At 70.9% G+C, this 15,059-nt stretch carries 14 protein-coding genes; 9 read left to right on the plus strand and 5 right to left on the minus strand.

The features are described from left to right. The first annotated feature begins 20 nt into the window (after positions 1-20). On the plus strand, positions 21-482 hold the full coding sequence (locus ACIGXP_RS04420; RefSeq protein WP_399763891.1) for a pyridoxamine 5'-phosphate oxidase family protein: 462 nt from the start codon (positions 21-23) through the stop codon (positions 480-482). Between the two features lie 85 nt (positions 483-567). Here the strand turns inward: ACIGXP_RS04420 and ACIGXP_RS04425 are convergent, their stop codons facing one another. Further along, positions 568-1,020, minus strand: coding sequence for a DUF1801 domain-containing protein (locus ACIGXP_RS04425; protein ID WP_363216921.1), 453 nt, complete (start codon positions 1,018-1,020; stop codon positions 568-570). Positions 1,021-1,839: 819 nt separating this feature from the next. Then, positions 1,840-2,505, minus strand: coding sequence for a class I SAM-dependent DNA methyltransferase (locus ACIGXP_RS04430; protein ID WP_399763894.1), 666 nt, complete (start codon positions 2,503-2,505; stop codon positions 1,840-1,842). A 234-nt stretch (positions 2,506-2,739) separates the two neighbouring features. Here ACIGXP_RS04430 and ACIGXP_RS04435 point away from each other — a divergent pair, with 234 nt between their 5' ends. The 7 genes from ACIGXP_RS04435 (at position 2,740) to ACIGXP_RS04465 (ending at position 11,238) form a co-directional block, all read left to right on the plus strand. Next, on the plus strand, positions 2,740-3,975 hold the full coding sequence (locus ACIGXP_RS04435) for an amidohydrolase (RefSeq protein WP_399763897.1): 1,236 nt from the start codon (positions 2,740-2,742) through the stop codon (positions 3,973-3,975). Between the two features lie 277 nt (positions 3,976-4,252). Beyond that, on the plus strand, positions 4,253-5,308 hold the full coding sequence (locus ACIGXP_RS04440) for a BMP family protein (protein ID WP_399763899.1): 1,056 nt from the start codon (positions 4,253-4,255) through the stop codon (positions 5,306-5,308). Between the two features lie 235 nt (positions 5,309-5,543). Beyond that, on the plus strand, positions 5,544-7,070 hold the full coding sequence (locus tag ACIGXP_RS04445) for an ABC transporter ATP-binding protein (RefSeq protein ID WP_399764830.1): 1,527 nt from the start codon (positions 5,544-5,546) through the stop codon (positions 7,068-7,070). After that, entirely contained in the window at positions 7,067-8,194 is a 1,128-nt protein-coding gene (locus tag ACIGXP_RS04450; RefSeq protein WP_363216916.1) for an ABC transporter permease, read from the plus strand. Before ACIGXP_RS04445 ends, ACIGXP_RS04450 begins: the two co-directional genes overlap by 4 nt. Continuing rightward, a complete protein-coding gene (locus tag ACIGXP_RS04455; protein WP_399763903.1) occupies positions 8,194-9,480 on the plus strand; it encodes an ABC transporter permease in 1,287 nt (428 codons plus the stop codon). Before ACIGXP_RS04450 ends, ACIGXP_RS04455 begins: the two co-directional genes overlap by 1 nt. After that, positions 9,477-9,881 carry a cytidine deaminase gene (locus ACIGXP_RS04460; protein WP_399763906.1) on the plus strand — a complete coding sequence of 135 codons (405 nt, stop codon included), beginning with the start codon at positions 9,477-9,479 and terminating at the stop codon, positions 9,879-9,881. Before ACIGXP_RS04455 ends, ACIGXP_RS04460 begins: the two co-directional genes overlap by 4 nt. Positions 9,882-9,954: 73 nt before the next feature. Further along, positions 9,955-11,238, plus strand: a complete 1,284-nt coding sequence (locus ACIGXP_RS04465) for a thymidine phosphorylase (RefSeq protein WP_399763909.1) — start codon at positions 9,955-9,957, stop codon at positions 11,236-11,238. Positions 11,239-11,372: 134 nt separating this feature from the next. On the opposite strand, the gene ACIGXP_RS04470 is transcribed toward ACIGXP_RS04465, so the two are convergent. Continuing rightward, entirely contained in the window at positions 11,373-12,293 is a 921-nt protein-coding gene (locus tag ACIGXP_RS04470; RefSeq protein WP_363216912.1) for an AEC family transporter, read from the minus strand. Between the two features lie 93 nt (positions 12,294-12,386). On the opposite strand from ACIGXP_RS04470, the gene ACIGXP_RS04475 reads away from it, so the two are divergent. Beyond that, positions 12,387-12,731: an STAS domain-containing protein gene (locus tag ACIGXP_RS04475; RefSeq protein ID WP_399763912.1), complete on the plus strand. Its 345-nt coding sequence runs from the start codon at positions 12,387-12,389 to the stop codon at positions 12,729-12,731. Here ACIGXP_RS04475 and ACIGXP_RS04480 read toward each other — a convergent pair. Then, positions 12,615-13,628 (minus strand): sigma-70 family RNA polymerase sigma factor, encoded by a 1,014-nt coding sequence (locus ACIGXP_RS04480; protein ID WP_399763915.1) that lies wholly within the window; start codon positions 13,626-13,628, stop codon positions 12,615-12,617. The two genes, ACIGXP_RS04475 and ACIGXP_RS04480, sit on opposite strands and share 117 nt — an antisense overlap. A 128-nt stretch (positions 13,629-13,756) precedes the next feature. Continuing rightward, a complete protein-coding gene (locus tag ACIGXP_RS04485; protein WP_363216908.1) occupies positions 13,757-15,052 on the minus strand; it encodes an MFS transporter in 1,296 nt (431 codons plus the stop codon). Between the last annotated feature and the right edge of the window lie 7 nt (positions 15,053-15,059).

Consider the following 15,059-nt stretch of genomic DNA (forward strand, 5'->3'; position numbering starts at 1 on the left):
CCTGGCTAGGGTCGGCACTCATGCGGACCACGGGGATCATTCATCGCCAGGCAGGCGAACGCAGGCGAGACACTCTGGAACGGCTCGTCGACGAGCGGGACATGTGGCTTTCAACGGCTCACCCCGATCACGGACCGCACCAGGTGCCCCTGTGGTTCCTGTGGGACGGGCGAGCGGTGTGGCTGTGCACCAGTGCCACGTCCGCGACTGCACGGAACCTCCGCACGGAGCCCCGTGTGCGCCTGGCGCTGCCGGACACCCTCGACGTGGTGCTCATCCAGGGCGAGGCGGAGACTTTTCCGGACGAGAACGTGCCCGCAGACGCAGCGGAAGCGTTCACTGCCAAGTACGGGTGGGACCCGCGCGCGGAGGAGGGCTCCTTCGTGTACATCCGTGTGGTGCCGAAGACCGTGCGCGCTTGGCGCGGCGAGCCGGAACTGCGCGGCAGGGTCATCATGCGCGACGGAACCTGGCTGGAATGAGCGTCAGTCGGCGTCAGGCCAGGCGCCCAGCGGGTGCCCGGCCGGTGGGCCCACTTCTCCAGCACGGCGTCGGCGGGCGTGCGCCTCAGCCCACGGCCCGCTTCACGAGGGCCGCTATCCGCTCCTCCACCTCCGCAGTCACCTCGGTCAGGGCGAAGCCGGCCGCCCACATCGTGCCCTCGTCCAGCTTCGCCTGGTCGCTGAAGCCGAGCGTCGCGTAGCGCGACTTGAACTTCTCCGCGCTCTGGAAGAAGCAGACGACCTTGCCGTCCAGCGCGTACGCGGGCATCCCGTACCAGAGCTTGGGCGCGAGCCCCGGGGCATTGGCGGTGATCACGGCGTGGACGCGCTCCGCCATGACCCGGTCCGAGTCCTGCATCTCGGCGATCTTCGCGAGCACGTCCTGCTCTGCCTGCGCCGCCTTCTCCGCACGCGAGCTGCGCCGGGCCGCTGTCTTCAGCTCCCGGGCGTGCTCCTTCATCGCGGCCCGTTCCTCGGCTGTGAAACCCTCGTATGCGGTGCGGTCGGTATCGGCCATGGCGGATTCCCCCTCGGATCTCGCTGTACGGATCTTGGAACGGGACTCTAGCGGGGGGTACCGACAACGGCACGGGGACCGGCACGACGCGTCAGGAACTCGCTCGTCGTGCCTGCCCGCGCAGCTGACCGAACTCGTACGACGCTGCCTGCCAAGGACCCGGACGCGCGCCCGTCCCTCACCGAGGTCCTGGCCCTCTGCAACACCGCGTCCGGCGTCACACAGCTGCGCCGCCACGAGGACTGGCTGCCGAGGCCGGTGACCGCGGCGATCACCGGGCGCCACCAGGCGCCCCATCATCTGCCGACGGCTGCCGCGGCTTCTCATCACGCCCTGCATCTGCCGACGGCCGCTGCCGCTTCCCAGCACCCCCGCATCCGCCGACGCCCCCTCCTACTCCCCGACGGCCGCCGTACCGCAGGTGCCGGTGCCCCCAGCAGTCGACCGGGGTGCACCAGGTTCCGACGCAGACCGCCCGGCCCGTACCGCCGCCGACGGGACAGCACGGGCAGCCGGCGGCCGGTGCCCGGAGCCGTAGGACCGCGGTCCTCCTCGGCTGTCTCGCCGGAGCCCTCGTGCTCGCCGTCGGAGTCATCGGCCATCTCGTCCAAAGCGGTGGCCCCGGCCACGGAAGCCAGGCCGAGGCCTCCGGCTCGCCCGCCGGGACCGGTGCCCCTGGGAGCACCGGACCGTCGGCCGGTGGGCACCCCACGGCCGCCCTCGTGGCCCACCGGGGACAGTCACCGAGCACCAGCGCCGGCCGGTACGTCACCCTGGGCGTCACCCTCTGGCGCGACGCCGCACCCCAGCCGGGCGGGCTCAGGCCCCGCCGCCGGGCCTGCGGGCCAGCACGAACCCCCGCGGCCGCTGTTCCTCCCCCGCCGGCTCCCGGCGCACCGTCGCGACCAGGTCCAGGCCCGCCTCCGTCAGCAGGCCGGTGATCTGGTCCAGGGTGCGCCAGTAATAGTCGAGGTCGATCTCGTGGCCGAAGCGTTCCGGCAGGTGCAGATGGCCGGGGTCCGCGCCGGTCTGGAAGGCGAGGAGCACGTGGCCGCCGGGCAGCAGGGTGCGGTGGAATTCCGCGAAGGCCGCCGGGAGGCGGTCGTCGGGGACGTGGATCGTCGAGTACAGGGCGAGGATGCCGCCCAGGGTGGCGTCCGGCAGGTCCAGGGACGTCATCGAGCCGACGTGGAAGCGCAGTTGCGGGTAGGTGCCGCGGGCCAGGTTCACCATCGCGGGGGAGAGGTCGACACCGAAGGCCGGGACGCCCAGCTCGTCCAGGAGCGCGGTGACGTGGCCGGGGCCGCTGCCCAGGTCGGCCACGGGGGCCGGGCCGGCCTGCGTGACCAGTTCCGCGAACGCGGTGATCAGGCTGCGGTCCAGCGGGTGCCAGTCACCGGCCGGGAACCGGGCCGCGTAGTCCTTGGCGATCGCGTCGTAGGAGGTGCGGGTCGTCTGCAGGAAGGTCTCGCTCGTGTCGCTCACGTGTGCGCACGCTAGTCGGACGCGGGCCGCGCTGAGGTCCGGTTCGTGGACATGGCGAGCGTGAGTGCGCCGAGGCGTGGTATCCGTGGAAGGAGGAAACAAGGGTTTTACCCATCAGAGTCCGCCGCCATGCGTCCGCCGGTCAGATTTTCTTCCCCTAACGGGCTGAAGTTTTGTTGATCGAGGGGTAGTTGACCAGCCGGGCGTCCTACCCTTCAGAGGGTGAAGCAATTGATGTCCCTAGAGTCCGAGGCCGGCCTCGCGGGGGATGTGCTCCCCGGCGTGCTGAGCGAAGCGCTGCACGCCGAACTCGTCGCCTTCCGTCGCGACTTGCACATGCACCCTGAGCTGGGCAATCAGGAGTTCCGTACGACCGCCGCGATCAAGGAGCGGCTGGAGCAGGCGGGGCTTCGGCCCCGGGTGCTCGCCAAGGGCACCGGACTCGTGTGTGACATCGGGCTCGCGGAGGGTGAGCGGTCGGCCATACCGCTGCTCGCACTGCGCGCGGACATCGACGCCCTGCCCATCCCGGACACCAAGACCGACTGCCCGTACCGTTCGACCGTGCCCGACCGGGCGCATGCGTGCGGTCATGACGTGCATACGACGGTGGTGCTCGGCACGGGCCTGGTCCTCGCCGACCTGCACGCCAAGGGCCTGCTGCCCCGGCCGGTGCGGCTGCTCTTCCAGTCCGCCGAGGAGGTCATGCCCGGCGGCGCGCTGGACGCCATCGAGGACGGGGTGCTGAAGGGGGTCGAGCGGATCCTCGCCGTGCACTGCGACCCCCGGGTGGACGCCGGGAAGATCGGGCTGCGGCACGGCGCGATCACCAGTGCCTGCGACCGGCTGGAGATCGCCCTTGACGGACCCGGCGGACACACCGCCCGGCCGCATCTGACCACCGACCTGGTCACCGCTGCCGCGCGGGTCGCCGTCGACGTGCCCGCGCTGATCGCCCGCCGGGTGGACACCCGGGCCGGGCTGGCGCTGACCTGGGGACGGATCGAGTCCGGCCACGCGCCGAACGTCATCCCGCAGCACGCCGAGCTGTCCGGAACCGTGCGCTGCCTGGACCTGGAGGCCTGGCGGCAGGCCCCGGACATGGTGCACGCCGCCATCGACGAGGTCGCCACCCTGCACCGGGCCAAGTCCGAGATCACCTATGTGCGCGGGGTGCCGCCGGTCGTCAACGATCGCGAGTCCACCGACCTGCTGCGCCGGGCGATGGCCGCGCGGCGCGGCCGGGACGCAGTCGAGAGCACCGAGCAGAGCCTCGGCGGCGAGGACTTCTCCTGGTATCTGGAGCACGTGCCCGGCGCCATGGCCCGCCTCGGGGTGCGCCGGCCCGGCGAGCGCACGGTGCGCGATCTCCACCAGGGCGACTTCGACGCCGACGAGGACGCGATCAGGGTCGGCGTGGAGATGTTCACGGCGGCGGCCTTCCTGGAGCCGAACGGCGTACGGGGCTGAGCATGCGGCCCCTGCGGGGGCCGTTCCCCTGGCCGGCGCAACACGCTCGCAAGCCATACGTACACGGTGCGCAACGACGGCATGAGAGGGCCGAGAGCCCGAGTTCAGATGCTGTTTGCCTCGAATCGATAACGGCTTCGAGAGGGGGTTTTTTGCGACATCTACGCGCGTTACGATGCCGCGAAGCCGACGCCGATGGGGCGTTCCGGCCCGGGCACTGGCATGGTGCTCACATCAAGCGCCGACACGGCGCTCAGGTCAGGTGAAGGAGCCTCCCGTGCGCCGGGTAGCCAAGCTTTCCGCTGCGTGTGCCGCCACCGCAGCCCTCGCACTGACTGCCACCGCGTGTGGCAGCACGTCCTCCGACAACACCAGCCCGTCGTCCTCCTCCGGCGGCGGCAAGGGTGTCAAGATCGGCCTCGCCTACGACGTCGGCGGCCGTGGTGACCGTTCCTTCAACGACTCCGCCGCGCGCGGTGCCGACAAGGCGGTCAAGGACTTCGGCGGTTCCATCAAGGAGTTGACCGCGAAGACCTCCGACACCGAGGCCGACCGCGAGCAGCGCCTGTCGGACCTGGCCCAGGCGGGCTACAACCCGATCGTGGCGGTCGGTTTCTCCTACGCCCCCGCCGTCACCAAGATCTCCGCGAAGTACCCGAAGACCAACTTCGGCATCGTCGACTCGGTCGTGGACGCCAAGAACGTCAACAGCATCACGTTCACCGAGGAGCAGGGCTCCTACCTGGCCGGTGTCGCCGCCGCACTGAAGACCAAGAAGGACCACGTCGGCTTCATCGGCGGTGTCGACAACCCGCTGATCAAGAAGTTCGAGGCGGGCTACGTCCAGGGCGTGCACGACACCAACCCCAAGGTCAAGGTCGACGTCCAGTACCTGTCCCACGGCCAGGACTTCTCCGGCTTCTCCAGCCCCGACAAGGGCCAGCAGGCCGCGCAGGGCATGCTGGACAAGGGTGCCGACGTCATCTACACGGCCGCCGGCTCCTCCGGCAACGGCGCGATCGAGGCCGTGCACGGCGCCAAGGGCGCCTGGGCCATCGGTGTGGACTCCGACCAGTACAACATCCCGGGTCTCGCCCAGTACAAGAGCGCGATCCTGACCTCCATGGTCAAGAACGTCGACGTCGGTGTGTACGACTTCATCAAGTCCGTCAAGGACGGCAAGCCGCTGACGGGCAACAACGTCTACTCGCTGGCCAAGGGCGGCGTCTCGCTGGCCACCAGCGGCGGCTTCATCAACGACATTCAGCCGAAGCTGGACGCCGCGAAGAAGAAGATCGTCGACGGCAAGATCAAGGTCAAGACGAACCCGTGACCCAGTCGGTACGGCCGGTCCGCCGATCGGCGCACCGGCCGTACCGTGGGACGTGAGGCTCGGCGCGGGGGCGCCTTCCGGAGCCCCCCGCCGAGCCATAACAATGTGTCAACTCTACGCGTGTAGCGTGGAGTTGCCGCGCTAGCGTCGCCGACGCCTGCCACCTCCCCTAAGCAGCCCCTTTCCCCGAGGAGAGTGCGCCATCAACGCGTCCAGCCCTCCCGCTGCCGTCGAACTGCGCGGCATCACCAAGCGTTTCCCCGGCGTCGTCGCCAACCGCGACATCGACATCACGGTCCGCACGGGCACCGTCCACGCCCTGTGCGGTGAGAACGGCGCCGGCAAGTCCACCCTGATGAAGATCCTCTACGGCATGCAGCAGCCGGACGAGGGCACCATCACGATCAACGGGGAGCAGGTCGTCCTGCACAACCCCGGCGACGCCATCGCCCGCGGCATCGGCATGGTGCACCAGCACTTCATGCTCGCCGACAACCTCACCGTGCTGGAGAACGTCGTCCTCGGCGCGGAGAAGCTGTACGGCATCGGCGGCAAGGCCCGCACGAAGATCAAGGAGATCTCCGACGCGTACGGCCTGAACGTCCGCCCCGACGTCCTCGTGGAGGAGCTGGGCGTCGCCGACCGCCAGCGCGTGGAGATCCTCAAGGTCCTCTACCGCGGCGCCAAGACCCTCATCCTGGACGAGCCGACGGCCGTGCTCGTACCGCAGGAGGTCGACGCCCTCTTCGACAACCTGCGCGAGCTGAAGGCCGAGGGCCTCACCGTCATCTTCATCTCCCACAAGCTGGGCGAGGTGCTCTCCGTCGCCGACGAGATCACCGTCATCCGGCGCGGTACGACGGTCGGCACGGCCGAGCCGTCCCGCACCACCCCCAAGCAGCTCGCCGAGATGATGGTCGGCAGCGAACTGCCCACCCCGGAGACCGCGGAGTCCACCGTCACGGACGTCCCGATGCTGAAGGTCGAAGGCCTGCACCTCGCGCAGACCGACCTGGAGGGCATCGAGCGGATCATCCTGGACCAGATCTCCTTCACCATCCACAAGGGCGAGGTCCTCGGCATCGCCGGTGTGGAGGGCAACGGCCAGTCGGAATTGGTCGAGGCGATCATGGGCATGCGCCACCCCGACACCGGCGTGATCACGCTCGACGACACCGACATCTCGCACGCCGCCACCCGTGACCGCCGCGAGTCCGGCATCGGCTACATCCCCGAGGACCGCCACCGCCACGGCCTGCTGCTGGAAGCGCCGCTGTGGGAGAACCGCATCCTCGGCCACGTCACCGAGAAGCCCAACTCGCGCGGCGGACTGCTCGACATCAAGGCGGCCCGCGCCGACACCGAGCGGATCGTCGAGGCGTACGACGTCCGCACGCCCGGCATCGACGTGACCGCGGCCTCGCTGTCCGGCGGCAACCAGCAGAAGCTGATCGTCGGCCGCGAGATGAGCCACAACCCCAAGCTGCTCATCGCCGCCCACCCCACCCGCGGTGTGGACGTCGGCGCGCAGGCGGCCATCTGGGACTACATCCGCGAGGCCCGCCGCGAGGGCCTGGCCGTACTGCTGATCTCCGCCGACCTGGACGAGCTGATCGGCCTCTCCGACACCCTGCGGGTGATGTACCGCGGCCGCCTGGTCGCCGACGCCGACCCCGCCACCATCACCCCCGAAGAGCTGGGCTCCGCCATGACGGGTGCGGCCACCGGCCACCTGGAGCACACAGAGGACGACGAGCGATGAACAAGCTGACCTCACGGATCGACAAGGAGCGGCTGTTCCTCGGCATCGCCGCGCCGGTGCTGGCGGTCGTCGCCGCGCTCGTCGTCACCGCACTGGTGATCCTCGCGACCGGCAAGAACCCCGGCCCCGCCTTCAACGACATGCTGACCTACGGCTTCGCCAGCGACAGCCAGGTCTACATCCTCAACAAGGCGACCACCTACTACCTCGCGGGCGTCTCGGTGGCCATCGGCTTCCGGATGAACCTGTTCAACATCGGCGTCGACGGCCAGTACCGGCTCGCCGCGTTCTTCGCCGCCGTCCTCGGCGGTGCGCTGACCCTGCCCGGCTGGCTCTCCATCGTCCTGATCCTGCTGTGCGCCATGGCGACCGGCGCGGCGTGGGCGGCCATCGCCGGTGTGCTCAAGGTGACCCGCGGCGTCAGCGAGGTCATCTCGACGATCATGCTGAACTCGATCGCCACCGCGATCATCGCCTACCTGCTGCAGCCCGGAAAGCTGGCCCAGCTCCAGCAGGGCGGCACCGTCGTCGCCACCAAGCCGCTGCCGTCGGCCTCGCACTTCTTCAGCATCGACACCGGCCCGGCCGGTGTGCTGTGGGGCTTCATCTTCGTCGCCGTGATCGTCGGCATCGCGTACTGGTTCGTGCTCGGCCGCACCCGGTTCGGCTACGACCTGCGCACCGTCGGCCAGTCCGAGAGCGCGGCCACCGCGAGCGGTGTGTCGGTCAAGAAGATGGTCGTCACCAGCATGATCATCTCGGGCGCGGTGGCCGGCCTGATCGGCATGCCGACCCTGCTCAACGACAGCTACCAGTTCAGCAGCGACTTCCCGGCGGGCATCGGCTTCACCGGCATCGCCATCGCGCTGCTCGGCCGCAACAACCCGGTCGGCATCGCGCTCGGCGCCCTGCTCTGGGGCTTCCTGGAGCGCACCACCAACCACCTGGAATTCCAGGGCTACGACAAGGAAATCCTCGGCGTCATCCAGGGCGTCATCGTGCTGTGCGTCGTCATCGCCTACGAGGTCGTACGCCGCTACGGCCTCAAGCGCCAGCAGCAGAAGGTCGGCGCGGAACTCGCCGCCCAGGCCGCCGCCACGTCGAAGAAGCAGGAGGTGGCGTGATGACTGCCACGATGACCGACACGCCGCCGCCCGCGGCGCCCAAGGCGGCGGGCGCGCCGCAGCGCTCGGGCCGCTCCCTCGGCCAGATCCTCGTCATCGTCGCGGGTGCGCTGCTGCTCCTGGCCGCCGTCCGCATGATCACCGGCTCGCAGGACCTCGACTCGGCCGGGCAGATCAGCGCCGCCCTCGGCCTCGCCGTGCCGATCGGGCTCGCCGGTCTCGCCGGCCTGTGGTCCGAGCGCGCCGGTGTGGTCAACATCGGCCTCGAAGGCATGATGATCCTCGGTACCTTCGGCGCCGGCTGGATCGGCTGGCAGACCAGCCCCTGGCTGGGCCTGCTGTGCGGCATCGGCTTCGGTGTCCTCGGCGGCCTGCTGCACGCAGTCGCGACGGTCACCTTCGGCGTCGACCACATCGTCTCCGGTGTCGCGATCAACCTGCTCGCGCTGGGTGCCACCCAGTACCTCGCCAAGCTGTTCTTCGCGGGCGGCAGCGCGGCCGACGCGGGCGGCAACCCCAAGCAGTCCCCGCCGGTGGAGCCGCTGCCCGACGTCACCGTGCCCGGCCTCTCCGACGGCCTGCACACGATCGAGAACCACCACTGGTTCCTGGTCTCCGACCTCGCCGGCATCCTCGGCGGCCTGATCACCCACCTGTCCGTGGTCACGATCCTGGCCGCGGTGCTCTTCGTCGCCAGCTGGTGGGTCCTGTGGCGCACCTCGTTCGGTCTGCGGCTGCGCTCCTGCGGCGAGAACCCGACCGCCGCGGAGTCGCTCGGCGTCAACGTCTACACCTACAAGTACGCGGCGGTCGCCGTCTCCGGCGGCCTCGCCGGCCTCGGCGGCGCCTTCCTGGCCCTGGTCACGTCCCACACCTACCTGGAGGGCCAGACCGGCGGCCGCGGCTACATCGGCCTCGCGGCGATGATCTTCGGCAACTGGCGCCCGGGCGGCCTGGCGATGGGCGCCGGCCTGTTCGGCTACTCCGACGCGCTCCAGCTGCGCAACGGCGGTACCACCGTGCACGCGCTGCTGCTCCTGCTGGTCGTCCTGCTCGTGGCCCTGGCCGGCTGGAAGCTGTACCGCAAGGCGATGCTGCAGGGCGTGATCAGCCTGGTGATGGCCGCGCTGGTGCTGGTCTGGTACCTGCTCACCGACGAGGTCCCGAGCGACTTCGTGGGCGCCACCCCGTACGTCGTCACCCTGCTGGTGCTGTCCCTGTCGGCGCAGCGCCTGCGGATGCCGAAGGCCGACGGCATGCGCTACCGGAAGGGCCAGGGCAAGTGACGCAGCGAGCCGGCGGCTTCGACTGGGAGGCGCTGCGGGAGGTGGCGCGGGAGGCGATGACCCACGCCTACGCCCCCTACTCCGGCTTCCCGGTCGGCGTGGCGGCCCGGGTCGACGACGGTCGCACGGTCACCGGCTGCAATGTCGAGAACGCCTCCTACGGCCTCGGGCTGTGCGCCGAGTGCGGCCTGGTCTCGGACCTGCAGCGCACCGGCGGCGGTCGCCTGACCCACTTCACCTGTGTGGACGGCGAGGGCGCCCTGCTGGTGCCGTGCGGCCGCTGCCGTCAGCTGCTGTACGAGTTCGGCGGCCCGGACCTCCTCCTGGACACCCCCGCGGGCGTCCTGACGCTGTCCGAGATGCTGCCCCAGGCCTTCGGCCCGGACCATCTCACCAAGTAACGCCGTACGGCCCCCCTGCCCCGTTCGCAGGGGGGCCGTGCACTTCGCACCTCCCGGAAGGAAGCCACCAGCCATGGCCATGGACGCCATCTCCGTCATCCGCACCAAGCGGGACCGCGGCGAGCTGACCGACGAACAGATCGACTGGGTCATCGACGCGTACACCCGGGGCGAGGTCGCCGACTACCAGATGGCCGCGCTCAACATGGCGATCCTGCTCAACGGGATGAACCGGCGCGAGATCGCCCGCTGGACGGCGGCCATGATCGCCTCCGGCGAGCGCATGGACTTCTCGTCCCTGTCCCGCCCGACGGCCGACAAGCACTCGACGGGCGGCGTGGGCGACAAGATCACCCTGCCGCTGGCCCCCCTGGTGGCGGCCTGCGGTGCGGCGGTCCCGCAGCTGTCCGGCCGCGGCCTCGGCCACACCGGCGGCACGCTGGACAAGCTGGAGTCGATCCCCGGCTGGCGCGCCCTGCTGTCGAACGAGGAGATGCTGCACGTCCTGGACACGACGGGCGCGGTGATCTGTGCGGCGGGCGACGGCCTGGCCCCGGCGGACAAGAAGCTGTACGCGCTCCGCGACGTCACGGGAACGGTCGAGGCGATCCCCCTGATCGCGTCCTCGATCATGTCCAAGAAGATCGCGGAGGGCACGGGCTCCCTGGTGCTGGACGTCAAGGTCGGCACGGGCGCCTTCATGAAGACGATCGAGGACGCCCGTGAGCTTGCTTCGACGATGGTGGGCCTCGGCACGGACCACGGTGTGAAGACGGTGGCCCTCCTGACGGACATGTCGACCCCGCTCGGCCTGACGGCGGGCAACGCCCTGGAGGTCCGCGAGTCGGTCGAGGTCCTGGCGGGCGGCGGCCCGGCGGACGTGGTCGAGCTGACGATCGCGCTGGCCCGCGAGATGCTGGACGCGGCCGGGATCAAGGACGCCGACCCGGCGAAGGCCCTGGCCGACGGCTCGGCGATGGACGTCTGGCGCCGGATGATCGCGGCGCAGGGCGGCGACCCGGACGCCGTGCTGCCCACGTCGAAGGAGCAGCATGTGATCAAGGCTCCGGCCTCCGGAGTCCTGATCCGCCTCGACGCGTACGACATCGGTGTCGCGGCCTGGCGTCTGGGCGCGGGGCGGGCGCGCAAGGAGGACCCGGTGCAGGCGGGCGCGGGCGTGGAGATGCACGCCAAGCCGGGCGACACGGTTCAGGAGGGCCAGCCCCTGCTGACCCTGCACACCGACACCCCCGAGCGCTTCGAGTACGCGCTGCAGGCGGTGGAGGGCTCCTACGACATCGCGGCGCCGGGAACCGACTTCACGCCGTCGCCGGTGGTGCTGGAACGTATCGCCTGACCAGGGGATTTCTCTTTCGGGCGAAGGGGACCGGTGGACCGCCGCCGGTCCCCTTCGGCATGCTGGGACCGGTGACGCACCGCCGTGCGACCTGACGATCGACACCGGTGAGTTTCCCGTCGACCGACCGGACGTCACCCCAGCACCGCCGCCACCCCCACCAACACGGGCACCGACACCGCAGTCGACAGCAGGATCGACTCACGGGCCAGGCCCTCGGCCACGCGGTAGCGGCCGGCGTACGTGAACAGGTTCTGCGCGGCCGGGAGGGCCGAGGTCACCACCACGTCCAGCAGGGGTGCGCCGTGCAGGCCGAAGACGCCGCTCGCCAGGGCCCAGGCCGCGAGCGGCTGGCCCAGTGACTTCAACGCCACGGACAGCAGGACCAGCTGACGGTCCCGCCCCCGGCCGGGGGCCGGACTGCCGTGCAGCGACATGCCGAAGGCCAGCAACGCCGCGGGGACGGACATGTTGCCGATCAGCGTGAGGGGGTTCATCAGCGGGCCGGGGACCGTCCAGCCCGCCGCCGACACCACGACCCCCGACAGCGAGCCCACCGCTATCGGATTGCGCAGCGGTGTCAGCAGGCGCCGCCACACCGTGCCCTTCTCGCCCATGCCGGACAGGTCCAGGACGGTGAGCGCGACCGGGGTCACCAGGACGACCTGGAAGAGCAGCACCGGCGCCACCAGGGACGCGTCGCCCAGGACGTACGCCGCGATCGGGATGCCGAGGTTGCCCGAGTTGACGTAACCGGAGCACAGGGCGCCGATGGTCGTACGGCCCACACCCCAGCGCCGCAGCACGCCGGCCGCCACGAAGATCCCGGACACGGCGGCCGTACTGAGCGCCGTCACCAGCAGGCGGGCGGAGAACAGCACCGACAGGTCGGCGCGCGCGAGAGTCGTGAAGAGGAGGGCGGGGCCCGCCACCATGAAGGCCAGCCTCGTCAGCACCTCACCGCCCTGCGCCCCGAGCGTGCCGCGCCGCCCGAGCACATAGCCCACCCCGATGACGACCGCGATCACCGCGAACCCGCTCAGCACCCCCGTCACAGGGCCAACCCTCCGAGGCGAAGAGGGGGCTGGTCAATGTGATCCGTGCCGATGAGTTGCGCCCGGCCCGCCGGTCTACCGCATGTGAAGGCCATGGAACCCGCCGTGCTCGTGCTGCCCGGCTCCGCCACCCGCGACGAGGTGGCGGAGCTGTGCGCCCGGGTACAGGAGCTGCTGGCGGGGAGCGGCGCCCACGTCGTCGTCTGCGATCTGGGCGGGCTCGGGCCGCCGGGGCTGGCCGTCGTGGATCTGCTGGCGCGGCTGGAGCTGGCCGCCCGACGCGCCGGTGGGCGCATCCGGCTGCGTGACCCCGGTCCCGCGCTACCCGCCCTGCTCGACCTCGTCGGCCTCCGCTTCCAGATGGAGGGGCAGGCCGAAGAGCGGGAACCAGCGCTTGGTGTCGAGGAAGCAGTGGAAACCGGTGATCCGGCCGTCTGACAGCTCCAGCACCTGCACCGCCCACGGGCTGAACCCGCCGTCCTCCGCGTCCGGCTTGTAGTGCGCGAAGCCCGGCAGGCCGTTCACCTGCACCGGCAGCAGACGCGAACCCGCGCAGGAGGCGCCGAGGGTGGTCATGAAGCCGGTGATGTCGGCCGGGCCGCGCAGCCACAGGTCGAACGGCGGCATCGTCATCACGGCGTCCTCGTGGAGCAACGCCGTGAGCGCCGTCATGTCGTACCCCTCGAACGCCTTCACATAGCGCTCCAGGAGCCTGTGCTGCTCCTCGTCGAGCGGGTCGGACACCGCGCCCTCCCGGCCCGCGTCCGCGCGCTCCGCGAGCGTGGCCCGCGCCCGCTGCAGCGCGCTGTTGACCGAGGCGACCGTGGTGTCCAGCAGCTCGGCGACCTCGCTCGCCTTCCAGGCCAGCACCTCGCGCAGGATCAGCACCGCGCGCTGCTTGGGGGGCAGTTGCTGGAGGGCCGCCATGAAGGCCAGCCGGACCGACTCCTTGGCGACGGCGGCCTCCGCCGGGTCCTCGACCGTCGGCAGCACCCGCGCATCCGGCATCGGCTCCAGCCACGTGTGGTCCGGCCGGGGCGACAGGGCCGCCCGGGCGAGCGGGGTCGACTCGGTGAGGTCCATCGGCCGCGCCCGCTTGTTGCCCGCCGTCAGCATGTCCAGGCACACGTTCGTCGCGATCCGGTACAGCCACGAGCGCAGCGAGGAGCGGCCCTCGAACTTGTCGTAGCTCCGCCACGCCCGGACCAGGGTGTCCTGCACCGCGTCCTCGGCCTCGAAGGAGGAGCCGAGCATCCGGTAGCAGTACCCGGTCAGCTCGGTCCGGTGCTTGTCCAGTGCGACGCCGAGGTCCGCCGTCGCCGTGCTGTCGCCCATCGTCCACCCACCCCTGTGGCCGTTCCTGCGGCGCACCTCTGCGCCACTTGGGAAGCTACCGCAGGGCACTGACAACGGCCCTCCGAGCGGGAAAAGGCACAGGTCGGACGGTGCCCGAGCGGGGCGCTTCAGCGGGCGTCGGCCACCGGCTCGCGTCGCGCCGCCACCCGCGCCGCCCGGGTGCCCAGCACCGTGATGGCGACGACCCCGACGACCGCCAGCAGGCCCACCGCGACCGTGCCGCCCCAGCCCTGCGCGTGGAACGCCGTCGCGCCGGCCGTGCTGCCGACGCTGGAGCCGACGTAGTACATCGACTGGTACAGGGCCGAGGCCTGTGCGCGGCCGTGGGTGGCCGTCTTGCTGACCGCCGAGGAGGCCACCGCGTGGCCCGCGAAGAAGCCCGCCGTGATCAGCACCAGTCCCAGCAGGACCAGCGGCAGCGAGGGCGCCACCGAGAGCAGCAGGCCCGCCGCCGTCGTACCGCCCGCCAGGTACAGCGCGCCCCGGCGGCCGAGCCGGCCCACCAGGCGGCCCGCCGTGGACGCGGACACCGTACCCACCAGGTAGACCAGGAAGATCGAGCCGACGATGCCCTGCGGCAGCCCGAACGGTTCCTCCGTCAGCCGGTAGCCGATGACCGTGTAGACACCGCCGAACACGGTCATGAACAGCGCGCCGATCGCGTACAGGCGCCGCAGCAGCGGATTGGCGAGGTGGTCGCGTACCGTGCCGAGCAGCACGCGGGGCCGCAGCGAGCCCGCCTTGAAGTGCTTCGGGGCCGGCAGCAGCAGCCGGAACGCCACCGCGCACGCCACCGCGACCGCGCCGATCACGCCGACCGAGACCCGCCAGCCCCACTCCTGAGCCACCCAGCCGGTGATCACCCGGCCGCTCATGCCGCCGACACTGTTGCCCGCGACGAACAGGCCGATCGCCGTGACCAGCGCCTTCGGCCGGACCTCCTCGGCCAGATAGGCCTGCGCCGAGGCCGGCAGACCGGCCAGCGCCGCTCCCTGCACCGCCCGCAGCGCCACCAGTGCGCCGATCGACGGCGCGAACGGCACCAGCATGCCGACGGTGACCGCGACGGCGAGCGAGGCCGTCATCACCGTTCGGCGCCCGAAGCGCTCCGACAGGGCGCTCATGGGCAGCACGAACAGCGCCAGTCCGCCGGTCGCGGCCGCCACGGTCCAGCTCGCCTCGCTCGCCGCGACGCCGAACTCGCCGGAGATCAGGGGCAGCAGTGCCTGCGTGGAGTACAGGAGGGCGAAGGTCGCGACTCCGGCGAGGAAGAGGGCGAGATTCATCCGGCGGTAGCCGGGACCGCCCGGGGTCATACGGGAGTCGGAAGCGGGGGAGTCGACGGCGGGGACGGGCTTTGCGGCGCCCACGGTGGTGGACGCCCCGGTACTGGCGGGAGACATGCTTCGA

This window comes from Streptomyces sp. NPDC053069, from assembly GCF_044546895.1.
Lineage (GTDB): Bacteria > Actinomycetota > Actinomycetes > Streptomycetales > Streptomycetaceae > Streptomyces.